Origin of the sequence: Novosphingobium capsulatum NBRC 12533, from assembly GCF_001598375.1 — a bacterium.
GTDB classification, from domain to species: Bacteria; Pseudomonadota; Alphaproteobacteria; order Sphingomonadales; family Sphingomonadaceae; genus Novosphingobium; species Novosphingobium capsulatum.
Map to the genome: position 1 here is coordinate 87,243 of NZ_BCYV01000012.1, position 24,177 is coordinate 111,419.

Annotated in this window: 18 protein-coding genes; 6 read left to right on the plus strand and 12 right to left on the minus strand. The window is 62.8% G+C overall.

The window, feature by feature from the left end; all coding sequences use genetic code 11:
* Window positions 1–59 precede the first annotated feature (59 nt).
* From SCA01S_RS11830 to SCA01S_RS11840, 3 genes are all read right to left on the minus strand, one after another.
* Window positions 60–3,653 (minus strand): aminopeptidase, encoded by a 3,594-nt coding sequence (locus tag SCA01S_RS11830; RefSeq protein WP_062785765.1) that lies wholly within the window; start codon window positions 3,651–3,653, stop codon window positions 60–62.
* A gap of 20 nt (window positions 3,654–3,673) precedes the next feature.
* The gene (locus tag SCA01S_RS11835) at window positions 3,674–4,570 is read right to left on the minus strand and encodes an ABC transporter ATP-binding protein (RefSeq protein WP_054130379.1); all 897 of its coding nucleotides are present in this window, start codon (window positions 4,568–4,570) and stop codon (window positions 3,674–3,676) included.
* A gap of 93 nt (window positions 4,571–4,663) precedes the next feature.
* Window positions 4,664–5,551, minus strand: a complete 888-nt coding sequence (locus SCA01S_RS11840; RefSeq protein ID WP_022677583.1) for a LysR substrate-binding domain-containing protein — start codon at window positions 5,549–5,551, stop codon at window positions 4,664–4,666.
* A gap of 121 nt (window positions 5,552–5,672) precedes the next feature.
* Here SCA01S_RS11840 and SCA01S_RS11845 point away from each other — a divergent pair, with 121 nt between their 5' ends.
* Entirely contained in the window at window positions 5,673–6,428 is a 756-nt protein-coding gene (locus SCA01S_RS11845; RefSeq protein WP_062785767.1) for an SDR family NAD(P)-dependent oxidoreductase, read from the plus strand.
* Between the two features lie 66 nt (window positions 6,429–6,494).
* Here the strand turns inward: SCA01S_RS11845 and sigJ are convergent, their stop codons facing one another.
* Both sigJ and SCA01S_RS11855 read right to left on the minus strand, forming a co-directional pair.
* Window positions 6,495–7,337 carry an RNA polymerase sigma factor SigJ gene (gene sigJ / locus SCA01S_RS11850; protein WP_084390959.1) on the minus strand — a complete coding sequence of 281 codons (843 nt, stop codon included), beginning with the start codon at window positions 7,335–7,337 and terminating at the stop codon, window positions 6,495–6,497.
* Window positions 7,334–7,786 (minus strand): carboxymuconolactone decarboxylase family protein, encoded by a 453-nt coding sequence (locus SCA01S_RS11855; RefSeq protein WP_062785995.1) that lies wholly within the window; start codon window positions 7,784–7,786, stop codon window positions 7,334–7,336. The genes sigJ and SCA01S_RS11855 overlap by 4 nt, the downstream gene beginning before the upstream one ends.
* Before the next feature lie 342 nt (window positions 7,787–8,128).
* Here SCA01S_RS11855 and SCA01S_RS11860 point away from each other — a divergent pair, with 342 nt between their 5' ends.
* Complete coding sequence (locus SCA01S_RS11860; RefSeq protein WP_062785771.1) at window positions 8,129–10,468, plus strand: thiamine pyrophosphate-binding protein; 2,340 nt, start codon at window positions 8,129–8,131, stop codon at window positions 10,466–10,468.
* 34 nt (window positions 10,469–10,502) lie between these two features.
* On the opposite strand, the gene SCA01S_RS11865 is transcribed toward SCA01S_RS11860, so the two are convergent.
* The 3 genes from SCA01S_RS11865 to SCA01S_RS11875 form a co-directional block, all read right to left on the minus strand.
* Complete coding sequence (locus SCA01S_RS11865; RefSeq protein ID WP_022677578.1) at window positions 10,503–10,955, minus strand: Lrp/AsnC family transcriptional regulator; 453 nt, start codon at window positions 10,953–10,955, stop codon at window positions 10,503–10,505.
* Between the two features lie 252 nt (window positions 10,956–11,207).
* Window positions 11,208–12,284 carry a fumarylacetoacetate hydrolase family protein gene (locus tag SCA01S_RS11870; RefSeq protein ID WP_054130384.1) on the minus strand — a complete coding sequence of 359 codons (1,077 nt, stop codon included), beginning with the start codon at window positions 12,282–12,284 and terminating at the stop codon, window positions 11,208–11,210.
* A 38-nt stretch (window positions 12,285–12,322) separates the two neighbouring features.
* Window positions 12,323–13,261, minus strand: coding sequence for a VOC family protein (locus SCA01S_RS11875; protein WP_082209229.1), 939 nt, complete (start codon window positions 13,259–13,261; stop codon window positions 12,323–12,325).
* 146 nt (window positions 13,262–13,407) lie between these two features.
* On the opposite strand from SCA01S_RS11875, the gene SCA01S_RS11880 reads away from it, so the two are divergent.
* Window positions 13,408–14,313, plus strand: a complete 906-nt coding sequence (locus tag SCA01S_RS11880) for a LysR family transcriptional regulator (protein ID WP_022677575.1) — start codon at window positions 13,408–13,410, stop codon at window positions 14,311–14,313.
* A 52-nt stretch (window positions 14,314–14,365) separates the two neighbouring features.
* Here SCA01S_RS11880 and SCA01S_RS11885 read toward each other — a convergent pair whose 3' ends face one another.
* The 3 genes from SCA01S_RS11885 to SCA01S_RS11895 form a co-directional block, all read right to left on the minus strand.
* On the minus strand, window positions 14,366–16,762 hold the full coding sequence (locus SCA01S_RS11885) for a TonB-dependent receptor (protein ID WP_062785773.1): 2,397 nt from the start codon (window positions 16,760–16,762) through the stop codon (window positions 14,366–14,368).
* A 128-nt stretch (window positions 16,763–16,890) separates the two neighbouring features.
* Complete coding sequence (locus SCA01S_RS11890) at window positions 16,891–17,973, minus strand: amidohydrolase family protein (RefSeq protein WP_062785775.1); 1,083 nt, start codon at window positions 17,971–17,973, stop codon at window positions 16,891–16,893.
* Window positions 17,970–19,022, minus strand: coding sequence for a Rieske 2Fe-2S domain-containing protein (locus SCA01S_RS11895; protein ID WP_062785777.1), 1,053 nt, complete (start codon window positions 19,020–19,022; stop codon window positions 17,970–17,972). Before SCA01S_RS11895 ends, SCA01S_RS11890 begins: the two co-directional genes overlap by 4 nt.
* A gap of 417 nt (window positions 19,023–19,439) precedes the next feature.
* On the opposite strand from SCA01S_RS11895, the gene SCA01S_RS11900 reads away from it, so the two are divergent.
* Window positions 19,440–21,539: a TonB-dependent receptor gene (locus SCA01S_RS11900; RefSeq protein ID WP_062785780.1), complete on the plus strand. Its 2,100-nt coding sequence runs from the start codon at window positions 19,440–19,442 to the stop codon at window positions 21,537–21,539.
* Complete coding sequence (locus SCA01S_RS11905; RefSeq protein WP_167542891.1) at window positions 21,539–21,988, plus strand: DoxX family membrane protein; 450 nt, start codon at window positions 21,539–21,541, stop codon at window positions 21,986–21,988. The genes SCA01S_RS11900 and SCA01S_RS11905 overlap by 1 nt, the downstream gene beginning before the upstream one ends.
* An 86-nt stretch (window positions 21,989–22,074) precedes the next feature.
* On the opposite strand, the gene SCA01S_RS11910 is transcribed toward SCA01S_RS11905, so the two are convergent.
* On the minus strand, window positions 22,075–23,124 hold the full coding sequence (locus tag SCA01S_RS11910; RefSeq protein WP_062785784.1) for a Rieske 2Fe-2S domain-containing protein: 1,050 nt from the start codon (window positions 23,122–23,124) through the stop codon (window positions 22,075–22,077).
* A gap of 99 nt (window positions 23,125–23,223) precedes the next feature.
* On the opposite strand from SCA01S_RS11910, the gene SCA01S_RS11915 reads away from it, so the two are divergent.
* On the plus strand, window positions 23,224–24,168 hold the full coding sequence (locus tag SCA01S_RS11915; RefSeq protein ID WP_062785786.1) for a LysR family transcriptional regulator: 945 nt from the start codon (window positions 23,224–23,226) through the stop codon (window positions 24,166–24,168).
* Window positions 24,169–24,177: the final 9 nt, after the last annotated feature.

Genomic DNA, 24,177 nt, shown 5'->3' on the forward strand with positions numbered 1-24,177 from the left:
GTGAAGCAGTGGCGCCCCACACCACGCCAGCAAGCGCGGCATGGGGCGACAGGTGATCATCAGCCGCCCGTGACGGCGATGACATTGTCATCGCTCTTGCGGTCGATGAACGTGTTGTAGGGATCGACCCCGGCATAGGCCGGCTTGCGGTGGCTGGTCAGCACGATCGTGCTGGTGCCGTCGTGCAGGCGGTGGCGCTCCATGGTGATGACATCGGCCTTGCCAAAGGCGCCCTCGCCCGGCTGTGCGGTGAACAGGCCAATGTCGACATCCTGATCGAGCGGCACGGGGGTGCTGGCGCCCTTGCCATCGTCGCGCGCCATGCTGGCGCTGAGCGTCAGCGTGGTCTGCCAGGTGCCATCGGCACGGCGCTGGGTTTTCGCGCTGTCCGCCTTGAAATCCCACACCGTGATGGTTTCCAGAAGATCACGCACCAGCGCATGTTCCTGCGGCGTCCGCGCCAGCGCGTGGAAGCCGCGCACCAGATCCATCGAGGTGGAATAAGGCGGCCCCTGAAAGCGATAGCGCGCCAATATCTGGCGCAGCATGGCATTGACCCGCGCCTCGCCGAGGCGATCCTGCAGCAGGTAGAGCGCGACCGCGCCCTTGCGATAGTGGATATAGGGCTGGTCTTCCACGCGGGCCAGCGGCACTTCCTCCACCGCTTCCCGTCCGCGCGAGGAAAGGTAGCGATCGAGTTCATAGCGCAGGAAGCGGCGGATCTTGTCCGGCCCGTAAAGCTGCTTCATCACCATCAGCGCCGAATATTGCGCCAGCGTTTCGACCATCATCGTGCCGCCCTGCATTTCCGCGCTGATTTCCTGGTGGGCCCAGTACTGATGCGACAACTCGTGCGCGGCGACATAGGTGGCGTAGTCGATCTTGTCGGGATCGCTGAAATCACCCAGGAACCCGATCGATTCCGAAAACGGCATCGTGCCGGCAAAGGCCTGGGCAAAGCTGGCATAGCCGGGGAATTCGATGATGCGGGCATAATCGAACTGATAAGGCCCGAAATTGCGGCGGTAATAGCCCAGCGCCACACTGGCGGCGCGCTGCAGGCGGGCGACGTTGTAGGCATGCTGGGGATCGTAATAGATCGAGACCTGCACGCCATCGGCATCGCGGGTGTCGATCGCATAGCGGGCCGACTGGATTGACCAGAAGTTGAGGATGGGCACACGCGAGACAAAGCGCGCGGTGCGCTGCCCGCCCGCCACCGCATCGGCCACCTTGTCGCCCGGCGCCAGCGGCACCTGGTCGGCGGCGGTGGTGACGGTGATGTCGCTCGTCACCCAGCTGGCGTTGGCGATATAGTTGAACCGCCGCGCGCCCTGGTCTTCCAGCTTGGGCATGCGGTGCTCTGCCGGCAGCCCGTGTTCGCGGCGCTTGACCGGATCGCTCAACATGGCGGCGCGCTGGATGCCGATCGTCGGCGCGATCTCGCTGGAATCGAGGAACGTGCCATTGGCCAGCAGGCGCGTGTCATCGCCCAGCGGGTTGATACCCTGCTGCCAGCGCCGCACGCGGAAATGCAGCCGGGTGGTGGCGCCCGGCGCCAGCGGGTGATCGAACGTGAAGAAGCGCACCTGGCGTCGATCATCGTCATGGCTTACCCGCGCGCCGTCGATCGTCAGCGCCAGGACATCGCGATCGTGCTGCGGCAGCATCAGGTGCACGGTGGACAGCGGCGCGCCGGTGCTGTTGACCAGGTCATAGGTGCCCTCTGCATCCATCCGCGGCGTGGCCGGATCGATGCGGACCTTGAGCGCGATATGCGTGACGCTCGGCTCGGGCGCATATTCATAGCGGGCATAGAGCTTTTCGAGGTTGGCCGTGTCGATCTCCTGCTGCGCGCCATTCTCGTAATGGTTGCGCACATCCATCTGATAATAGAGCCAGGCGCCGGTTGCCGCCATGCCGGCCAGCGCGGCCAGGATCAGGCCGCCGGCCGGGCTGCGCAGCCGGCGCAGCGCCTGGCGGCTGCGTGCGCCGACGCCATCGTTGGCACCACGCGGCCACAGCAGATGCGCTGCCGCCATCAGCGCCACCAGCAGCAGCCCTGAATAGAGCCGCAGCCACCAGTTGGTGGCCCAGCCCACCCGCGCGCCGTTGATGTCGGTCAGCGGATTGGGCACGCTCGAGGCATATTGGTACAGCGGGTGGTCCCAATGCATCGCCGAGGCGACGATGCCGAACACGAACCACACCAGCAGCAAGCCCCAACCGACATACTTGCTGGGCGAAACCACCTGAAGGAACACGGCCAGGCCGGCCAGCAACACCATGTCGGCCGTGGTCGGCACCAGGTACCACCACAGGTATTGCCCCAGGGCGATCGCGGTAAAGCCATTGGCCAGTTGCACGCCAATGCCCACCAGCGTGCCCAGCGCCACGGTGATGAACAGCACCAGCACCAGCGCCAGCACCTTGGGCAGCAGCAAGGCCCAGCTGGGCAAGGCGCTGGCATCGATGATCGCGCTGATCCGCCGCTCACGATCGCGCCAGACCAGTTCGCCGGCATAGAACCCGGCGATCACGATCGGCCCCAGCGTGAACGCGCTGCGCAGCGCCATGATCTGCAGGAACGTGGCAGGGTAGCTCTTGCTGCCATACATGCTGTCGCTGAAGCTCAAGGCCGCCAGCGCGTTGATCGCGCCCACTGCGACGAGCACCAGGAACGCTGGGCTGCGCAGGATCATCCGCGCCTCGAACGTGATGCGCGCGATCAGGCGCGGCCATTGCGCGCGGGCCTGGTCAGGATCGGGCAGCCGGCTTACCCGGTTGGGCGTGGCAGCGGCAAGCTTGCGCGCGCGCCGTGCCTCGCGCCGCAACTGGCGCTTGCTCGCCGCCGGGGTAGCAAAGCTGAAACGCCACCATGCCAGCGCCAGCGCTGCAACGGTGACAGCCAGCCAGATGGCGCGGTTTTCCAGCATGAGCGCGGAAAACGGAAAAGGCTGCGCGTTGATTTCCGCCAGCGTCCAATAGCGGGTTTCGAGCGCGATGCCGACAACGCCGAACGGATCGGTGAGCGCCGCCAGCGTGCGCAGATCGGGATGGCTGGCGAGGATGCCGCGCGTTACGCCCCAGATCAGCAGGCTGGCCACCACCGCCACATAGGTTGCCATCATCGAGCGGGTAAGCGTGGCCACGGCAAAGAAAAACGCCGCACTCCACAACAGCGTGGGCATCGCCACCAGCACGAACGGGCGCAGATAGGCGTCGAGCCGGTTGGGCCCGATCGTTTCGGGATCGAGCCAGGGCATCAGCGACCCGACGAAGCTGCCCAGCGGCACCGCGGCAAAGACCAGCAGCGACACGAGATAGGCCCCGGCAAAGCGGCCGAACAGGTAATCGCCCTTGCGCACCGAGGTTGCCCGCACAAGCGGGCCAAAGCCGCTGTCATCATCGCGCACGATCACGTTGGCGACGAATGCCGTGGTGGAAAACAGCGCAAAGATCGTCATCACACCCTGGGTCATCGCCAGGGACAGCGTGCCGTTTTGCCAGGCGTTGTCGGGCGTGCCACCGATCGAGATCTGGCTCGAAGCCATGGCGCCAAACGAGAGGAGGAAGAACAGCGCGAACACCACCCAGAACACCGGGCTGCGCAACTGATAGCGGATTTCGAACGCGGCGATGCGGCCAAGCATGTCTGTGCCCCCTTGCCCGCTCAGGCGACGACGGCCGCCGGCGCGGATGCGCGCGCGGCAAGCAGCGTCGAGAAATAGACATCTTCAAGCCCGCCGGGAACGGCGGTGAAGCCCTCTCCTGGCGCCGTGTCGGCAATCACGTGGACCACGGTGCGGCCACCACGCAGGCGGGTGGAGATGACGCGGTGCGCCGCGCTGATCGCGGGCAGATCGGCGCGGTCGATCGCGCGCTCCCACACTTGGCCAGCCAGGGCGCCGATCAGGGCGGTGGGCGCGCCTTCCAGCAGGATCTGCCCCTGCCCCAGGATCGCCATGCGCGGGCACAGGTCGGTCACGTCGTCCACGATGTGGGTCGACAGGATCACCACCACGTTCTCGCCGATTTCGGCCAGCAGATTGAGGAAGCGGTTGCGCTCTTCGGGATCGAGCCCGGCGGTGGGTTCGTCGACGATGACCAGGCGGGGATTGCCGATCAGGGCCTGGGCAATGCCAAAGCGCTGCCGCATCCCGCCCGAATACCCCGCCACGGCCTTGCGCCGCACGTCCCACAGGTTGACCTGGGCGAGCAGCGTCTCGACCGTGTCGCGCCGCTCGCCCCGCCCGGCGATACCCTTGAGCACGGCCATGTGATCGAGCAGATCATAGGCGCTGACGCGGGGATAGACGCCGAAATCCTGCGGCAGATAGCCAAGCTGTCCACGGATCGCCTGGGGATCGCCGACCACGTCGATGCCGTCGAACATGATCCGTCCGCTGGTGGGGATTTGCAGCGTGGCGATGGTGCGCATCAGGGTGGACTTGCCCGCGCCATTGGGGCCAAGCAGCCCGAACATGCCCTTGGGAATGGTCAGGCTGACGGCATCCAGCGCGCGCGTGCCATTGCCATAGACGTGGGAAACCCCCTGAAGTTCAAGCATGATCTGATGTGCCCTGCTGCCGTGATCGAACCGGGGCAGGCTAGGCAGGGCACCGCCGCTTGGCAAACACCGCTCGACGAACGCCTTGGTCGATCATTTGGGAAAGGTCGCCGCGAGGTGATCGATCAACGCGCGCACCGCCGGCGGCAACCCCCGCCTGGTGGTGAAGACCAGGTGCACGATACCGATCTGCGCGCGCCACTGCGGCAGGACATGCACCAGTTGCCCCTGGCGCAGCGCCTCTGAACACACGTGATCGGGCAGCAGCGCCACGCCCAGGTTGCGGATCGCGGCGGCGCGCACGGCGGTAAAGTCGCTGCAGGTCATGCGGGGCTCGTGCCGCAGGCGGTGGGTTGCGCCATCAATGTGCTCCAGCTGCCATTCCACCTCGCCAATTTCGTCAGAAGTGCCCAGTGTCGGCATCGTGGCCAGCCCAGCTGGATCCGCGCCCATGCTTTCTGCCAGCTGTCGGCCGGCCACGAGGATACGTGCCGAGGTGCCCAACGAACGCATCGTCAGCGCCGCATCGCTGGTCAAGGCCACGCGGACGCGCAAGGCAAGGTCGATACGTTCTTCGATCAGGTCGACGGCGCGGTCGCTGGCGATCACCTGCAGGCGCACGCGGGGATAGCGGGCGAGAAATCCGGGCAGAATATCCGACAGGATCTCGACCAGGCCGGTCGGGCAACTGAAGCGCACGCGGCCATGCGGTTCGGCCTGCGCCTCGGCCACCAGAGCGACGGCCTGCTGCGCCTCTGTCATCATGGCACGGCAGCGTTCGTAAAATGCCTGGCCGACGTCGGTCACGCGAAAGCGGCGGCTCGATCGCTCGATCAGCCTTACGCCCAGCCGCGCTTCGAGAGCAGCGACACGGCGGCTCAACTTTGACTTGGGTTCGCGCAGGGCACGGCCCGCCGCGGCAAAGCCGCCATGCGCCACCACCTCGGCAAAGTAGGCATAGTCGTTGAGGTCTTCGCGCATCAGCGTTCCTTTGATGCAACGATACGTATCAATTTTGCTGACTACAGCCAATATCGTTGCACACTTATGTGCTTTTTCACCGGCGCAGCACAGCGCCGCTCCAACCAACAGGAGATGAAAGATGGCACAGGATTTCAACAACAAGGTGGTGGTGGTCACCGGCGGCACATCGGGTATCGGGTTGGCCACGGCGCAGGCGTTCGCAGCAGCTGGCGCAGCGGTGTTCATCACCGGACGCCGCCAGGAAGCGCTGGATGCGGCAGTCAAGGCAATCGGCGGGCGGGTTACCGGCGTGCGCGGCGATATATCGCAACTTGCCGATATCGATCGCCTTTACGATGCCGTTCAACAGCAGCACGCCCAGATCGACGCGCTCTTCGCCAATGCTGGCGGGGGCAGCTTCGCCCCGCTCGGCGCAATCAGCGAGGAACATTATCAGCAGACCTTCGACACCAATGTGAAGGGCGTGCTGTTTACCGTACAAAAAGCGCTACCCTTGCTGCGCGATGGCGCTTCGGTCGTTCTTACCAGTTCGACCGCGGCGATCACCGGCACCGCAGCGTTCAGTGTCTATTCCGCGACCAAGGCGGCGGTGCGCAGTTTCGCACGAAACTGGATGCTCGACCTGAAGGACCGCAAGATCCGCGTCAACGCCGTCAGCCCGGGGCCGGTCGAAACGACGGGACTGGTCGAACTGGCAGGACCAGACGCGGCATCGCAGCAGGGCCTGCTCGATTTCATGGCAGGACAAGTTCCGCTCGGCCGGGTTGGCCAACCCGATGAAATCGCCAAGGCTGTCTTGTTCCTCGCTTCGGACCAGGCAAGCTTCATCAACGGCATCGAACTGTTCGTCGATGGCGGCATGGCCCAGATCTGAACCGCAAATGCGGGGCGCGCTGCAATTGGCGGTGCGCCCCACGCGGCTTAGGCAACGGGCAAAGGCTCAATGCACGCGCGTCAGCTTGTCGGGATTGCGGATGACGTAGATGGCCTGGATGTGCCGGCCCTCCACCAACAGGGCCGTGGTCTGCAGCAAGCCATCGGGCTCTCTCGTGATAAAACCCGGCAGGCCGTTGATCGTGGTGAACCGCACCAGTTCGGAAGGGGCGCGGCGCAGCCGTATCAGCGCCGCCTGGGCGCGCAGATATTCGCTGGCGCCTTGCAGGATACGCGCCACTGCGGGGCGCTTGCCGCCGCCATCTGCATGGAACTGCACGTCCTGGGCCAGCAACATGCTCAATTGCGCCATGTCTCCCTTCTGCGATGCCTCGAAAAAGGCAGCGGCGATGGCCTTGCCGTGTTGGTGATCGATCGGGAACCTTGGCCGGGCATCACGCACATGCCCCCGCGCGCGGCTGGCAAGCTGGCGGCAGGCGGGCACATCGCGATCCAGCACCAGCGCGATATCCTCGAACCGCTCTCCAAACACGTCATGCAGCAGAAAGGCTGCCCGCTCGAGCGGGGAAAGCCGCTCGAGCGCCAGCAGCAGCGGCAGGGTCACATCGTCATCGAGCGCGTCATCCACGGCCGGTTCGGGCAGCCACGGCCCGACATAGATTTCGCGCTGGACCCGCGCCGATTTAAGGTGATCGAGGCACAGGCGCGTGACGATGCGGCGCAGAAACGCGGCCGGCACTGCCACCTCTGCATGATCCACTGCCTGCCAGCGCACATAGGCATCCTGCACCACGTCTTCGGCATCGGCAATCGTGCCCAGCATGCGATAGGCAACACGCAGCAAGGTGGATCGCTGCGCGTCAAAGATCTCGCCCGCCGTCTGGCTCATTTCCAACCCAGTTCCGGAGCATAGAAATTGAAGCCGACCGCCAGGCGGTTCCATCCGTTGATCACATCGATCGCCAGCGTCAGTTGCACTTGCTCGGCCGGGGTGAACTGCGCAGCCAAAGCGGCATGGACGGCATCGGGCGCGCGGCTGGTCGCGATCTGCGTCATGTGTTCGGTCCAATCCAGCGCCGCGCGTTCGCGATCGGTGTAGCACGGCGCATCACGCCATGCAGCCACCAGATGGATGCGCTGCTCGGTTTCACCAGCCTTGCGCGCATCAGACGTGTGAATATTCAGGCAGTTGGCACAGCCATTGATCTGCGAGGCGCGGATTTTCACCAGTTCGAGCAGTGGCTTTTCCAGGCCGCATTCCGCCACTTTCTGCGAATAGGCAAACCAGGCTTTGAAAATGTCGGGCTCGGCGGTGTAGAGATTGAGACGCGGGGTCATGGTCAGCATCCTTTCGATAGGGATGCCATCATGACGAACCCGCTCCACGCTTTGTGACATGGGCACTGGATTTTACTGCTCCACCTGCAAACACGCGAAGGCTGGCGGCCTTCGTGCGGGACGGACCAGGTGCTGCTTCCGAGCGGAATCGCCATACCCTCAAACTCGCTCGCGATACCGAAGCATTCCGATGGCATCGGCAAAATCCCGGCAATATTTCCTATAAATCACAATGCATATTGGCAGAACCTGCCATTTCAGACGATTTAAGGGCAATCCTTTCGCAAGGACATGCCCCGCCAGGCAGCGCTAGAACCTGTCGCTCCACATCAGGACACGCTCATGGACACGACGACTTCCCCTTCCCGGCAGGACACGATCAGCGCGCTGGAGCATCTCGACACGCGCCTGTTGTGGCTTTCGTCGTGGATGATCCACAATGCCAACCATCTGCGTCCCAAGCGCGATGGCCTGAAAGTGGGTGGCCATCAGGCCAGTTGTTCGTCGATCACCGCGATCATGGCGGCGCTCTATTTCCATGCGCTGCGTCCGCAGGATAAAGTGGCGGTAAAGCCGCACGCCGGACCGGTGCTGCACGCCATCCACTATCTGCTGGGCAACCAGACGCGCGAGCGGATGGAGCGGTTTCGCGGCCTGGGCGGCGTGCAGAGCTATCCCAGCCGCACCAAGGACAACATTCCGGTCGATTTCTCCACCGGCTCGGTCGGCCTGGGCGTGGCAGTGACGGCCTTCAGCAGCCTGGTGCAGGATTATCTCATCGCGCATGGGCAACTGCGCGAGGAAGACGCCGGGCGCATGATCGCGCTGATGGGCGATGCTGAACTCGATGAAGGCAATATCTACGAATGCCTGATCGAGGGCTACAAGCACGACCTGCGCAACTGCTGGTGGATTGTGGACTACAATCGCCAGTCGCTTGACGCCACCACGGCCGATCGCATGTTCCGCCGCTTCGACGATATCTTCGAAACCTGCGGCTGGCGCGTCATCACGCTCAAGTATGGCAAGATGCAACTGGCCGCCTTCGCGCGGCCGGGCGGCAAGGCGCTGGAAGAGTGGATCGACAGCTGCCCCAACGCCGAATTCGCGGCGCTGACCTATCAGGGCGGCACGGCCTGGCGCGAGCGGCTGCTGGCCGACATTGGCCACAAGCCCAACGTGAAGACGCTGCTCGACAGCTATGACGATGTCGAGCTGGCGCGGCTGATGACCAACCTGGGCGGCCATTGTGTCGAAACCCTGATGGATGCCTTCGACGCCGCGCAGGACGATCGCCCCACGCTGTTCATCGCCTATACGGTCAAGGGCCACGGGCTGCCGCTCGCCGGCCACAAGGACAACCATTCGGGGATGATGAACCCGGCGCAGATGGAGCAATTCCGCCTGAGCCTGGGCATTGCCGAGGGCAACGAGTGGGAGCCGTGGGGCGCGCTCGGCGACAATGTCGCCACCGATCTCAAGGCCTTCGTGGCCAATTCGCCAATCGCCCGGACCAAGGCTGAACCGGTTGCGCCTGCCGTTCCCGTTCCGGCAATCCCCGCGCCCGAGGGCGCCGACCAATCGACGCAGGCCGCGTTCGGGCGCATCCTGCTCGAATTGGCGAAATCGGGCGAGGAACTGGCCGATCGCATCGTGACCACGGCACCCGATGTTACCCAAACGACCAACTTGGGCGCCTTCGTCAACCAGCGTGGGCTGTTCCGGCGTCAGGAACTGGCGGACGTGTTCCACAAGGCCAAGATTCCTTCGGCGCAGAAGTGGGCGCAGCATGCTGCTGGCCAGCACATCGAGCTGGGCATTGCCGAAAACAACTTCTTCCTCATGCTCGCGTCGCTGGGCCTGGCCGCGCCGCATTTCGGCACCCGCCTGCTGCCGGTCGGCACGGTCTATGATCCGTTCATTGCGCGCGGCCTCGATGCGCTCAACTATGGTTGCTATTCAGACTCGCGCTTTCTGCTGGTGGGAACGCCATCGGGCCTGACGCTGGCCGCAGAGGGCGGCGCGCACCAATCGATCAACACCCCGCTGATCGGCATGGGGCAACCCAACCTGACCTATTTCGAGCCGGCCTATGCCGATGAACTGGCGGCGATGATGGCGTTCGCGTTCGATCACATGCAGCAGGTCGATGGCGGCTCGGTCTATCTGCGCCTGACCACGCGCGCGATCCCGCAGATCACGCGCACAGATGACACCTGGCGGGAAGACGCCTTGAAGGGCGGCTACTGGCTGCGCCGCCCCGCCGAAGGCGCGGATGCGGCGATCGTGTTTACCGGCGTGGTGGCCACCGAAGCGCTCGCGGCCTGGGAACAGCTGGTCGATGATATCCCGGGCCTGGGCCTGCTCAACGTGACCTCGCCCGATCTCTTGCATCGCGGCTGGTCGGAACGCCACGCGACACGCTGGACCACCGGATCGCCAGCGCCCTGCCATGCCGAAACCCTGCTGGCGCCGCTTGCCCCGGGCGCCGGCCTGGTGACGCTGATCGACGGGTCACCCGGCGCGCTGTCGTGGCTTGGCGGCGTGAAGGGCATGCGCGTCAGCCCGCTCGGCACCGACCGGTTTGGCCAGACCGGCGATCTGCCCGATCTTTACCGCGAATACCGGCTGGACAGTGATGCCGTCATCGATGCCGCGGCAGAACTGTTCCTGGGGCAATGACGTGGCAAGCGAGGATGCCGTCTAGCCACAGGGTCTAGATTGGCAGCGCGGTCTTGTAGACCACCGGCCGCAGCGCAAAGCTGGTGGTGACCTGCGAGACCCCCTCAATGCGCGTCAGCTTCTGCCGCAGGAAATCCTCGAAGGCGCCCAGTGAATCGAACAGGGCGCGCAGCTGGTAATCGCAATCGCCCGACATCAGGTAGCATTCCATGACTTCGGGAAAAGAGGCCACCGCCGCTTCGAACTGGGCCAGATGGCGATCGTCCTGCCGGTCCAGCCGCACGCGAATGAAAGCGGTGACCGGCAGGCCAACCGAGATCGGATCGACCAGCGCGACATAGCGGAAGATCACGCCGTCGCTTTCCAGGGCGCGCAGACGGCGCAAGCACGGAGAGGGCGAGAGGCCAACCTGTTCGGAAAGATCCTGGTTGGTCATCCGCCCGTCACTTTGCAGGGCGTTTAGAATGCGGCGATCGATCTGGTCCATGATTGTCATTCCATGCTCAGCCCATGATTGAGCATGGATGTTCCAAAAATAGACATGAACGGCAAGATGCTGCCGCATTTTTGAGATTTCGGGCTATTACCTGGAAGGCCCCTCCCTCCCCCTTACCGGCCGCGCGTCCTGATGATCGCGACCGGTTCGGGGATGGACTGCGGGCTGGCCAGCCGAGCCGCCTTGCGGCCCGTGCTGCATGAAAGCCAGCCACGCAATCCAGGGTCGCACCAGCGCCCGGTATCACCAGGCCGTGATGAAGGGCCCGTAGGTTGGCGTGCGGTCGCCAACCTCTTCGGCGACGATATGGTTGGTCTGGCGGCCCAGGTAGGTGATCTCGCTTTCCATCACATCGCCGGGCTTGAGCCAGGCATTGCCCCACATCGCGCCGTTCCCCGGCGGCGAACCGGTGATGAGCAGATCGCCCGGCACCAGACGAATGCGTTCCGAGGCATAGGACAGGATCTGTTCCGGCTGGAAAATCATGTCGGAAATCGGCCAATCCTGCCGGATTTCGCCATTCACCTTAAGGCGGATCTGCACCTTCGAGCGATCGACAAATTCCTTGGGTACGGCAAAGGGGCCGAACGGCTTGAAGTTGGGCTGATGCTTGCTGACCCAATCGTACATGAAGCGCACATCGACGCGGCGGAATTCGTCCACCGTGCCCAGGTCGTTGACCATGACATAGGCAGCGATCAGTTCGTGGGCGTCTTCCGGGCGGACATAGCGGCCAGTCTTGCCGACGATCGCGCCGAACTCCAGTTCCCAGTCGGGATTTTCGCCGATCAGCGGCAGCGGCACGTCGTCATTCGGGCCGCACAGCGAGGAATGCAGGCCGGTCCAGAAGAACGGCATGCCTTCGCGGCTGCGGCGATCGATTTCGGCCAGATTTCGCTGGAAGAACTGCTCGTCGCTTTCGCCTTCGCCACGCTTGTCCTGGTTGAACTTGTTGAAGGTCATCATCTCGGCCACGTGCTGGCGATAGTTTGATCCGCCACACAGCATGTTGGGATGGGCCAGAACGGGCAGGATGGTCAGCGCGCGATAATCGTGCGCCTTGCGGTCCTGCTTGGCCGCAACATCGTTGGCCAGGTTGGAAGCGCGCGCCCAATCCTCGAACACGGCATGGGTATCGGCATATTCGCCGGCAAGGCTGAACACGCCGCCGCCCGGCACGACGACACCGGGAAACGCGGCGCCATCACCATCACGGAACGTGCCAATTCCGAAAGAACCGGAAACGAGGCCGGTAACATCATCGATGCCCTCGGGCTGGGGTGCGGCGGGCAGCGGCTTCAAGAAGGAATGATCAGACATGGATTTCTCGCTAACGTTTCGTTTGAATATTTTGGGGATCAGGCAAAATAACGGTCGGGCGGGTCCGAGCGCCACACGTCCATCTCGACATCGTGAATATTGTGAATTCGCGTGCCGTCAGACTTCTTCAACCGATCGGTGTCGCTGAACGTCTCGAAGCGGTTGCGGTCAGGGTCGCGCCACACGTCGAACACATGGCTGCCGTGGGGGTGGCGCCCCACGCCCCAGACCAGTTCGTACCCCTGGGTTTCGAGGTAGCGGTGCGCCATGAACTGCGCCTCGAAGTCTTGTGCTTCGAAGCTGATATGATGGCAGTCGACCCGCCCATCCATGCTCTGCATCAGGGCAACGCTGTGGTGATCCACCAGGTCTTCGCCATGGTCAAGGCGCAGGAACCCGACGATCTGGACATGGGGCTGGCCCGGAACGTGATAGACATCGCTGGGGATCAGCCCGAGCACGTCCTTGTACCAGGCCTGGGTAGCCAGGTAGCTCGGCACGAACAGGCCAATATGACCCAGACGAAACAGCTTGGCCGGGGCCAGCGGGCGCTTGGGCTCGAAACGCCCGGCGCGCGGATAGCCCAAGGGCGAGTTCATCTGCCACTCGGGATAGGACTGCAGCGCGGGCTTGCTGGCAATTCCGTGGACCAGTTCCACCCGGAAGCCATTGGGGTCAAACAGCGACACGGACCGACCGCCACCGGGCAGGTCCATCTCGACCACATCGCTGGCGCCATGATCGGCAATGGCCTGGGCAAGATCGGCCTCGTCGGCAACCTCGAACGCAAGTCCGATGAACTTGGGTTCGTCAGATTGGTAGGCGACATAAGAATAGGAATCGCCGCCCTGCGTGGCCATGACAAGTCGTTGGCCAGCTTTTTCTACCGTCAGCAGGCCAAAGTCGTTTGCAAACCGCTCTGTCGCGTCAAGATCACTGACATGAAACGTAACATGGTGCAGCTTTCGCAGCATCATTAGGGTTCTCCCTGGATTTTCTTCTGACGCTCGCGGCGTGCTATAGACGTGACGAAATTTACCAGGGCATCTTCGTCGATCGGGAAATTACCGTCCAATCGAATATCGCGGTTGTCAGCTATAGGTTGCGCTGATAGGTTTCGCGGATGCGATTTGATGGTCTCGATCTTAACCTGCTCGTGGCGTTTGAAGCCTTGTCAGAGGAAAGGAACGTCTCGGCGGCAGCCCGGCGCCTGAATTTGACCCAGCCTGCGGTGACCGGGGCACTCAACCGCCTAAGGGACTATTTCCAGGATGATCTCCTGGTGCTCCACGGGCGCAAGATGCACCCCACGCCCAAGGCAGAGGCGCTTGCCGGCCCGGTGAAACGGGCGTTGCTGCAAATTCGCGGCGAAATTACCAGGGCAGGTAACTTTGATCCTGCGACATCAAACCGCCATTTCCTGCTCGTGGCCTCGGACTATGCCTATGCGATCAGCCTGGCCGATATCATCGCCCATGCCTCGCACATTGCGCCCCTGGTGACTTTTGAAGTCATTCCGCCCAGCGGCATCGCAACCGAACGGCTCGAGCGTGCAGAGGTCGATCTCGTGATCACCGTGCAGCCCTATGCCAACTCGCGCTATCCAACCCGCGAGTTGTGGCGAGACACCGACGTGATCATCAGTTGGCGCGACGCAAATTATGGCACGATCAGTGAAGAGGTGTTCTTTGCCGCGGGCCATGCGGTTGCCACTTTTGGCCCCGACCGGCGCCCTTCCGTCACCGATCAGCATATCGCGAAAATGGCGCATGATCGCCGCGTCGAAGTGCTGCTGCCCAGCTTTGGCGATCTATGCCGCGGCATCGTGGGAACGCGCCGGCTGGCCACCATGCACCGGCGCTATGCCGAGCATTTCGCCAAGCTCTATCCCATTGCCATTCATGAGACCTGGACACCGTTTCCCGACGTGATCCAGATCGCGCAATGGCACAAGGTGCGCGACAGCGATCCGGGCGTGCAATGGATGCTGGAAATGCTCGAGAACGGCTGCTCGGAAAAAACGCAATGATGGGGGAAGCGCGATGCTCCCCCCACCCTTGCGCCATGACGGCAGCAAATTTCTAGAAGCTGTAGGACACGCGCCCACCATAGGTGCGCGGCGGGCGCAGCGTGGTGGCGTAAAAGGCCGTGCCAGGCGTTGGATATGATTGCGATTTCAGGGTCTTGTCGAAGATATTGTTGACGTAGACGCCAAACGTCAGCCCATGGATATTGGGGCTGAAGCTGACCTGGGCATCGGCCAGCCAATACGCCGCCTGCTGTTCGACCGGGGCGAATTCCATGCCGGTCATCGTCGCGGTCTGGTAATGCGCTTTGGCGTTCAGCGTGAATTCGCCGACCGAGACGGGAACGCGCTGGTCGACACCCAGGTTAAGCGTCCATTTTGGGGCATTGACCGGCCGCATGCCGCTGCAGTTGATGATGTAGGAATTGTTGGCAAATCCGGCCGTCGGGCAGGATGTGCCGTTGAAGACTCCGCCGTTGCTGTTCGGGCTCTGATACGTGAACTGGTCGTATTTCGCGTCGAGGTATTGCGCGTCAACATGCAGCGTGGTGAACGCGGTCGCGGCGAATTGCCCCTCGACTTCAAAGCCCTGGAACGTGGCCCGCCCGACGTTTTCGGTCACGAAAGTGGGCACGGTGCCGATCGTCAGCAGATGGCTGATCTGCTGGTCTTTGTATTTCCAGCGGAACACTTCCAGGTTGAGCTGAATCCGGTTGTTCCAGAAACGGTTCTTCGATCCGAACGTCAGCGCGCCCAGCGTCTCGGGTGCGAACTGCCCCCCGGCGCCGTTCGGGCTGTAGAAAAAGCCGCCGGCCTTGAACCCGGTTTCGTACGAGACATACAGCAGGTTGTGCGGCGTCAGATCCCAGTCAGCGCCGACCCGCCAGGTGAATTTGCTGAACGATTTGTTCTCGCTGTTGGAAAAGACCGTGGCGGCCTGGATGACGTTGGGGTTGCCGACAACATCGGGCAGGCCACCATAAGGGGCAGCACCCAGTGCTGGCACCACGACCGAGGGGAATGCGCCCAGCGCCGGCGCCGTGGGGCCATAGGGCAGCGAAGGCGCCGTCGGGCACGAGGCGGCGGTGCAAATGCGGGTCAGCGATATGCGCGAGCCGCTGAAATCCTTGTCTTCCCAGGTTTGCCGCCCGCCCACGGTCAGGCGCAGCGCAGGCGTGGCCGCATACGTCAGCCGGCCGAACAGCGCCTTGCTGGTGGTGTTGAGCAAAGTGTTCTTGTCATACTGGGCGTTCCAGTTGGACGCATAATCGCCATAGGGGCTGTCGGTGTGGTCATGGTAGTAAAACGCCCCGAACAGCGCCCGAAGCGGCAGGGCATCGGGCGTGGCAAAGCGTGCTTCGACGCTCGTCTGCGCGTTGCGCTCCACCGAATAGACCTGGAAGCCGGGCACGAAGCTGTTGAAGTTGAGATGCCCCTCTCGATAGGAAGGAACAATCGTCAGCGTGCCCAAATCGCTTTGCCATTCCGCCGTCGCTGACACGCCGACGAAGTGGTTGCGCAGGAAAGGCTGGAAATTCGCGGCGAAAGCCTGGAACGGCCGCCCGAGCGTGCCGGCCCACTGGCTGGAGTAAAACGCCTGGCCTTGCGGTGAATAGATGCCGATGCGGCTGTCGGGCGAAATCATCGTGGCGGCAGGGGTTCCCTGCGGCGCCAACAGCGGGGTCATGCCAACGCCGCGCCCGCCCTGGTCGAAATAGTCTGCCACCACGCCGATATGCAGATTGCTGGTCGGCTCGAACCGCAAGGAACCACGCACGCCGACGTCGTCCTGATCGTCAGTGCCGTCGTTCATATAGCCATCGTGCTTGACGCGCACGACGGCAAAGCGCGCGGCGGCCTTGTCGCCCAGCGGGATATTCAGTGCGGCATCGAGCCGCACGGCCGAATAATTGCCCACATCGACCGCGCCAAATCCGCTCCAGACGCCCAGTTCAGGCTTCTTGGGCAAAACGTTGATCGCGCCACCGGTGGCGTTGCGGCCATAGAGCGTGCCTTGCGGCCCCTTGACCACCTCGATCCGGTCAAGGTCATAGAAAAAGCCGGTCGTGGCAGACGGGCGCCCGATGTAGACACCGGCGAAATTGAACGCGATGGCAGAATCGGAAAACGCGTTGCCGTTGAAATTACCAACCCCGCGCAAGTAAAACAGATTATAAGGCCCAGCCGCGGGGGCAACCTGCAGAGAGGGTACCACGCTGGTCAGCCCGGTTGGCTGGGTGATCCCAGACGCGCGCAGTGCATCCCCCGTCACTGCCGACACCGCGATGGCCGCTTTCTGAAGGTTTTCGTTGCGCCGCTGGGCGGTCACAATGATCTCTTCGACGCTGGGCGCAGCAGTTTGTGCGCCATCGCTGCGCGCTTCGTCAGCCAGTGCCACGTTTGGAAGCGCAAGCGCAAGGCAACTGGCCGCGATGAGATATCCCGACTTCATCTTCTCCCCTCCGATGTTACTGCCCTTTTGTGCAAGGGCGGATTATTTCATCTGGAATTTCACGTCAGCAGAACGCCGTCCAATCAATAATTAGCCGGTTTAATATCACTGAAATTTATTGAACTGTGCTAGGTGTGATGGGCGCAGCCGTGGGGGCACGCCGACAAGCCGAGCAGGTCTGCTGCATTCAGCCCGAGCAAGCGCGCCTTGATGTCGTCCGGCAAATGGTCGTGAAAACCCAGCGGGTCCGGCTCGCCCATATCGAACGGATAATCGGTGCCCAGGCACAGGCGACTGGCGCCATGGGTGCGCACCAGGCTGTCGAGCTGGTCGCGATCGAACACCAGGGTGTCGAGCCAGACGTTGCGCAGATAGGACGATGGCTCTCGCGAAATGAACTGGCGGCAGTCTTCCCTGGCGCGGAAGGCGTGATCCATGCGCCCCCAATAGGCAGGAAGATACCCACCACCATGCGCGACGCACAGCTTCAGGCCGGCATGCGCTTCCAGTACGCCGCCAAAGATCAAGTGGCTTAACGCTATCGTCGATTCCAGGGGATTGCCGATGATGTTGTCGAGGTAATGCTCGGCCAGCCGGGAACCGTGGGTAAAGCCCAGCGGATGCAGGAACACCAGCACGTCCAGTTCCTCGGCCGCGGCAAAGAACGGCCGGAATTCTGCGTCAGCCAGTTCCTTGCCCGCCACGTTGGAGCCGATTTCCACGCCGCGCAGGCCCAGTTCGCCCACGCAGCGCCGCAATTCCTCCACCGCCATGCCAACGTTCTGCAGCGGTACCGTGCCCATGCCGACCAGCCGGTCGGGATGCTTGGCCGCCGCGTCCGCCATGCCGTCGTTGATCAGCCGCGCGGCCTCGCGGCCGACTTCCGGCGGTACGGCATAGTAATATTGCCCTGGCGATGGACTGATTGCCTGCACGTCGACGCCCAGACGATCCATGTCCTCAAGGCGCTCGTCGATCCCGTTGAGCTTGCGCCCGATCGCGCCAAACAGCTTTGCATTGGTTGCCTTCGACGCGTCCGACATGAAGGCGAACGGGTTGGGCAGATCGGGAACCTCGCGGCGCACAAGCGCTTCGGCCGACGCCACGTTCAAATGGCAATGCAGATCGACCACGAGATGCTGGCCGCGCTGCGCTACAGGAATAGGGGCACGTTCGGGCCCACACGCCGTCAGGGTTGTGCCGTTGCTCATGCTTCGGCCTCCATCATGAGGGCGATCTGGCGGCGCACTTTCACCGCCGGGGCGTCGGACTTGGCCAGCAATTCCTGCTGTACCCGCGCGGCGGCATCGACATGCGGTTCGATCGCTTCCACCGCATCGATATCCTGTTGCCGGATCTTTTTGTCAGACTCCAACTGGAACGCGTCCAGCGCCGGATCGTCGAGCCGGAAATTGCGGTTGGCGAAGCCGAAATAGTGCGTGCTGTTCGCCGTTTCCGGGGTGATCCCGTGCAAGATGTGCAAATGCCCAAGCGCCGCCGGCACCTCTTCGTGCCCCGGAATTCGGGTGAACAGCGGCATGTTGGTGCGGATGAACTCGGGCCCATAGAAATCGGTGATCGATTCCCAGTCGGCCAGGCCCTCATAGCGATTTTCCGCGCCCCAGAGCAGATCGTGGAAGCCACCCCACGGCAGCTTGCCGGTTCGGATCAGGCGATAGCTTTCCTCCCGCTGCTCCTCGCGCATGGGCATGGACTTCATCGCCTCGCCACCGGCGACGTGGTAATGCAGGTAGGGAAGATGTGTCAGATCCATCAGGTTATCGATGATCAGCTGCGCGCGCGCCTTCACGATGAAATGGTTCTGCGAGCTGTAGCGCCACCCCGGCTCACCAAGGCCGAAATCTGCGTAAGGCGGGATCAGCGACGGATCGCACGCGGCGGCGTCGCCCATCCAGATCCAGCACAGCGGGCCGCGCTCCTCGATGCGGTAGGTCGGTTGGCAAAAGCCGGCGCCGGTGCCCTGAGAGGGGATGGCGCTGCACTTGCCGTCCGCCTCGAACACGAAGCCATGATAACCGCACACCAGTGCATCGCCTTCGACCTTGCCTTTCGCCAGCGGGAAATAGCGATGCGGGCATAGGCCATACATAGCCACTACCTTGCCCTGCGTGGTGCGATAAAGAGCGAGCGGTATATCCAGGATCGTGCGCGCGAGCGGCTGGCGGCTCACCTCGTCCGAGAACGCGGCGATATACCAGCGATTCTTCACAAAAGGCCGATCACTTCCAAACGGATACATCCTCGATCGCTCCCATCAGCATTCTTTGCGCGGGACGCTACAGGCAGGCGTTTGGGAAATATAATCGATAATATATTGGCATTCTATCAGCCAAAATGATGGATATGCCGCCGGCGTGTTCGCCTTGGGCTGGCGCGGCTCGTCGGTGGCAGCGCAGCGCCAGCAACCGTCAAGAATGCGCGCGGATGCTGCGAACCGGCACCACCGACACACATCGTTGCACGGCCCTAAGTATAATTTTTAACGATAGCTAATGCGGCATCTATTGATTTGACGAGAATGCACCGCCTCCGTCATCAACCGCCCCGTACCCCCCTAGGTGCCCCGTGTGACGTGCGCCGACCGAAAGAAGGGGATCTGAGAGGAGGCATTATGAAGCGACTGCTTTTGACCACCACGGCCTTGCATGCGGCGTGCATGTTGGCGACCCCCGCCCTGGCGGATGACGCGCAAGCCGCGCCACAGGCCACCACGAGCGCCGCCCCGATTGCCCAGGCAACGCCGGAAATCATCGTGACGGCGCAAAAGCAGAGCCAACCGCTTCATGGCACGCCCGCGGCAGTGACCGCGCTTTCCCAAGATGCCCTCACCACCGCCGGGATCACCGATATCCGCGGCGTCGCCAGCCTGGTTCCTTCGGCACAGTTCCAGGCCGAACGCGGCGCAACCAAGGTGTACCTGCGCGGCGTTGGCACCTTCCTTGACGTGGACAGCACCGATCCGGCCGTGGCGATGAACATCGATGAAGTCTACGCGCCGCGCGAAATCACCGGTGGCGCACTGTTCGACCTCAACGACGTTGAAGTGATCTCTGGCCCGCAGGGCACGCTCTATGGTCGCAACGCCGCGGGCGGCGCGGTCAACATCTCGACAAAAGACCCCACCCATAACTTCGGTATCAACATGATGGCCGAAGGCGGCAATTACAATTTCATCCACACCACGGGGGCCGTCAATGTCCCAGTCGGCGACGATGTCGCGGTGCGCGCTGCCTTTGATTACCAGGATCACGACGGCTACCTGAGCAATGGCTTGAACGATCAGAAGAGCATTGCCGGCCGGCTCAAGGTCAAAATGACGCCGACGGAGCGTTTGACCGTCACCCTTTCGGGCGAATACTATCACAGCGGCGGGCTGGGCTTGACGCCCAAGCCGGTCACGCCCAGCGCGCAGTTTCCGTCTGATGCCAGCCCCTGGCAATTCAATGTTGACCCCACGGCGGCCAATTTCTTCAACAAGTCATGGTATGATCTTGTCCATGCCAAGTTCGAATATGACCTGGGCGGTGGAACCAGCCTGATCTACATCCCGGCCTACCTGCATTACAGCAGCCGCTCGAACTTCTACAACGGGCCGGGCACGCTGGAACTCGATCCCTCGGCCACCCAATACACCCATGAATTGCGGCTGTCGCACCAGGGTGAGCACCTGAACTGGGTTGCCGGTGGCTATGCCTATCTCAACGATGGCCTGACCACCAGCACCCTCACGCTGGCGCCCATTCCCGCCCGGTATCCGCAGGTCACCCAGAATTTCAACGTGCATTCGGTCAGCTATGCCGGGTTTGGACAGGCGACGTACACGCTGCACGACGGCCTGAAGCTGACCGGCGGCATTCGCTATTCATACGACAAGCGCAGCGGCGGCGGGGTCAACGGGTTCGGGCCTGCGCCAGGCGTGAGTTTCCCCACCACGTTTACCACCGCGTTGAGCTCCAGCAACGTCGATTACCGGGTCGGCGTGCAGTATGACATTTCGCGCGACAACATGGTCTATGCCAACTTTGCCACCGGCTATAACGAGGGCGGGTTCGTCCCCACGGTTGACGCGAACGGCAAGGCGCTGACGTTCCGGCCGCAAACGCTCAAGGCGGTCACGGTCGGCACGAAAAACCGCTTCTGGGGCGGCCGCCTCGAGATCAATGACGAACTCTATTACTACGCCTTTTCCGATTACCAGGTCAGCGCGTTCAACCAGGCAATCGGCGGCCTGATCATCGTCAATGCCAAGTCGGCACAGATGGTGGGCAACGACCTGACCGTGCGCTTCAAGGCGACCGTGCACGACACGCTCGGCCTGGGCCTCGGCCTCGAATCCGCGCGCGGACTGGACTTCGATGTTCCGGCCTCGGCGGTTGGCGCCGGCAATGCCTGCGCCTGTAGTGGCCTGGCTCTGCCCCAGGCGCCCACCACCACGCTCAACGCCGATTACACCCACATCTGGGACTTCAGCAATGGCGCAACCCTGGCGCTGGCGGGTGATCTGTATTTCTCAAGCAGCTATTGGGAAGTCTATACGCACAACCCGCAGACGCTTTCGCCTGCCTATACGCGGTCGAACGCCACGCTGACCTATACCACAGCCGACAAGCGCTGGACCGTCGCTGCATGGGTCAAAAACATCGAGAATACTGCCCGCTACAACGCGATTTCGCAGCCTTCCAGCGATGCCACGCCGACCACCGGCATTATCGAGCCGCCTCGCACCTTTGGTCTGCGCTTCGGAGTACACATCTGATGCAACACGCTGACACCGCACGTCCGGCGACCGGACACCCCCTGATGCCGCGGGTGTTCGACCCGCAGGGAACATGGTTTGAAAATGGCATTTCCCTGGCCGGCCGGGCGATCATCGCATGGTTTTTCATCGGTGCGGCGCGCTATCACCTTTCCAGCGCCCACTATGCCGATACCTTGAGCGACATGACTGCCAGGGGCGTGCCCGCCCCTGCCCTTGGCCTGGCCATCGGCATGGCCGTGTCCGTCATCGCCTCTCTTGCCCTGGTGTTCCGAATGGGCGGCCGCTGGCCCGCCCTGGTCCTGGCGGTCTACAGCATTGCCGTATCGTGGTTGATGCACAACCCGATCTATGGGCACGGACCGGACATGTTCTTTTTCTACAAGGATCTGGCGATTACCGGGGCGCTGCTGCTCGCCGGGTCATGGCCCGGCAATTCCAGGCTCTGACAGGCCAGGCTCTGACAGGCTTTCCACAGGATGCCTGCACCGGGGGGACGCTCCCGCCTGGTGCAGGCTGTTCTGCTTCGGCGCTATCACCCCATGCCGATGTTTTCCCGCCGCAAGTTCGCGATAAGCTGGCGCGTATGGCGCCCACCCACGTCGCTGGCGATGTCAATCAGCGGTTCGTCGGGACACTCGAGCATCCGGCGCTGCTGCAGTTCCAGGACCTCCTGGTCTTCGCGAAACGTGCGCGCGGTCTGTTCAAACACTTCGTCCGGCACGCCATTGTCGAGAATGTTGGTCGCCATCGACCAGAAGTAATGCGTGGTCGTTTCCGTTTCAGGCGTGATCGCGTGGCAGCCGCGCATGGAAAACCGCGTCGTGCCCAAGGCGCCGTAATCCGGCCCGTCATATGCCCCCGTGCCTGCGTCGCACGCGCCGGTGTGGATGCGAATGAACACGGGTTCAAAGATGACTTCCTGCCAACGGTCGACCTTGCCCTGGAAATTGGCAGCGTCGACATAGGTCGGCGGCGGCTCTGAATCGGGCATGAGCCGGGTGACCCGCACTGTCTGGCCACGCTTCTCGGACTTGGTCTTCGTGCGGAAGTGGAGATCCGGATCGCCGCCGATCGTGCGGGCGTGAATGTATGGCAAGTGTGACAGGTCCATCAGGTTGTCGACCAGCAACTGCCAGTTGCCATTGACCTGCAAGTGCGCGCCACGCCAGGCGTAGCCGGCGTCTTCGTGAATAGGGTAATCGGGAATCAGGCTAGGATCCGCCTGTTCGGCATCGCCCATCCAGATCCACATCAAAGCCTGTCGTTCGACCAGCGGATAGTGCCGCACGCGCGCCGTCTCGGGAATGCGATCCTGCGCCGGAATCCGCACGCAGCGCCCGTCCGCCGCAAATTCCAGGCCATGGTAGGCACAGCGCAGACGCGAGCCGGTGACGACACCGGCCGACAGGGCCATGGCGCGGTGGACACAGCGATCTTCAAGCGCGCTGGCCGTGCCTTCCTCCGATCGCCACAGCACGACCGGCCGGTTCAAAATGGTGCGCGCGATCCGGGCGCCGGGCGCCAGATCGGCACTCCATCCCGCAGCATACCAAACGTTTTTCAGGAATGTGGATTGGCTCACAGCACGCTCTCCCGGATCATGCGCGCGGTTCTAGCAAGGGCAGAGGAAATCCACATCACTGTATAGCGTTATTTCCGATATCCAGATATCTTATAACCCATGAGCGTACGCGATTTTGACCTCAATCTGCTCGTGGTTCTCGATGCGCTGATCGAAGAGCGCAGCGTCAGCGCCGCGGCAAGGCGGCTGGGCGTCAGCCAGCCCAACGTGAGCTTTTCGCTCAACAAGTTGCGGGTGCAGTTCAAGGATCAACTGCTACTCCGCTGCGGCAATACGATGCAGTTGACGCCGCTGGCCGAACGGCTGCAAGAGCCGCTCCGGCGCGTGCTTGACGGTGTGCAAACCGACGTTCTGGCGGAACGGAAATTCGAGCCCGCCAGTTGCCAGCGCCGCTTCGTCATCAGCACTTCGGATATCGGTGAACTGATCTTTCTGCCGCGGCTGATGGCGGCGCTGTCGCGGCTTGCGCCGCAGGCAACGCTACAGTCCCGTTCCATGACGCCGATCGAACTCGAGACCGCGATGGCCGAGGGCAAGGTCGATCTCGCGCTCGGCTATTTTCCCGATCTGAACGGCAGCAACTTCATGACGCAGAAGCTGTTCGATCACGACTTTGCCTGCATCGCGGCGGCTGACCACCCGCATGCCAGACCGGGCTGGGCGCTCGATACGTTCCTGAGCCTGGGCCATATCGTGGTGGCGCAGTCCGGGCGAAGCCAGGAACTGGTGGAGCAGGAGATGCGCCGCAAGGGGCTGGAGCGGCGCGTGCAACTCCAGTCGCCACACTTCATGAGCGTGCCCCTGCTGGTTGCCGAATCCGAACTGATCAGCACCGTTCCAGCGGCAGTGGCAGGGATATTCGCCACCATGGCCCGGCTGCGGGTGGTCGCGCCGCCGCTCGCGCTGCCGCGTATCAACATTCAGCAATTCTGGCACCGCCGCGTCCACGACGAGCCGTCGAACCGGTGGCTGAGAGGGCTGATCTGCGAACTGTTCCTCAATCGCGACCCTTCGCCGGCAACACCTGCGCGCAACAAGCGGTAAGACCGCTGC

Excerpts from the sequence above, each read along its gene's own strand:
- SCA01S_RS11860 (WP_062785771.1), top strand. The coding sequence starts at position 8,129 with ATGGACACGACGACTTCCCCTTCCCGGCAGGACACGATCAGCGCGCTG.
- SCA01S_RS11890 (WP_062785775.1), bottom strand. The coding sequence starts at position 17,973 with ATGAGCAACGGCACAACCCTGACGGCGTGTGGGCCCGAACGTGCCCCT.
- SCA01S_RS11830 (WP_062785765.1), bottom strand. The coding sequence starts at position 3,653 with ATGCTTGGCCGCATCGCCGCGTTCGAAATCCGCTATCAGTTGCGCAGC.
- SCA01S_RS11855 (WP_062785995.1), bottom strand. The coding sequence starts at position 7,786 with ATGACCCCGCGTCTCAATCTCTACACCGCCGAGCCCGACATTTTCAAA.
- SCA01S_RS11915 (WP_062785786.1), top strand. The coding sequence starts at position 23,224 with ATGAGCGTACGCGATTTTGACCTCAATCTGCTCGTGGTTCTCGATGCG.
- SCA01S_RS11840 (WP_022677583.1), bottom strand. The coding sequence starts at position 5,551 with ATGCGCGAAGACCTCAACGACTATGCCTACTTTGCCGAGGTGGTGGCG.
- SCA01S_RS11895 (WP_062785777.1), bottom strand. The coding sequence starts at position 19,022 with ATGTATCCGTTTGGAAGTGATCGGCCTTTTGTGAAGAATCGCTGGTAT.
- sigJ (WP_084390959.1), bottom strand. The coding sequence starts at position 7,337 with ATGAGCCAGACGGCGGGCGAGATCTTTGACGCGCAGCGATCCACCTTG.
- SCA01S_RS11845 (WP_062785767.1), top strand. The coding sequence starts at position 5,673 with ATGGCACAGGATTTCAACAACAAGGTGGTGGTGGTCACCGGCGGCACA.
- SCA01S_RS11875 (WP_082209229.1), bottom strand. The coding sequence starts at position 13,261 with ATGATGCTGCGAAAGCTGCACCATGTTACGTTTCATGTCAGTGATCTT.
- SCA01S_RS11900 (WP_062785780.1), top strand. The coding sequence starts at position 19,440 with ATGTTGGCGACCCCCGCCCTGGCGGATGACGCGCAAGCCGCGCCACAG.
- SCA01S_RS11835 (WP_054130379.1), bottom strand. The coding sequence starts at position 4,570 with ATGCTTGAACTTCAGGGGGTTTCCCACGTCTATGGCAATGGCACGCGC.
- SCA01S_RS11905 (WP_167542891.1), top strand. The coding sequence starts at position 21,539 with ATGCAACACGCTGACACCGCACGTCCGGCGACCGGACACCCCCTGATG.
- SCA01S_RS11885 (WP_062785773.1), bottom strand. The coding sequence starts at position 16,762 with ATGAAGTCGGGATATCTCATCGCGGCCAGTTGCCTTGCGCTTGCGCTT.
- SCA01S_RS11865 (WP_022677578.1), bottom strand. The coding sequence starts at position 10,955 with ATGGACCAGATCGATCGCCGCATTCTAAACGCCCTGCAAAGTGACGGG.
- SCA01S_RS11880 (WP_022677575.1), top strand. The coding sequence starts at position 13,408 with ATGCGATTTGATGGTCTCGATCTTAACCTGCTCGTGGCGTTTGAAGCC.
- SCA01S_RS11870 (WP_054130384.1), bottom strand. The coding sequence starts at position 12,284 with ATGTCTGATCATTCCTTCTTGAAGCCGCTGCCCGCCGCACCCCAGCCC.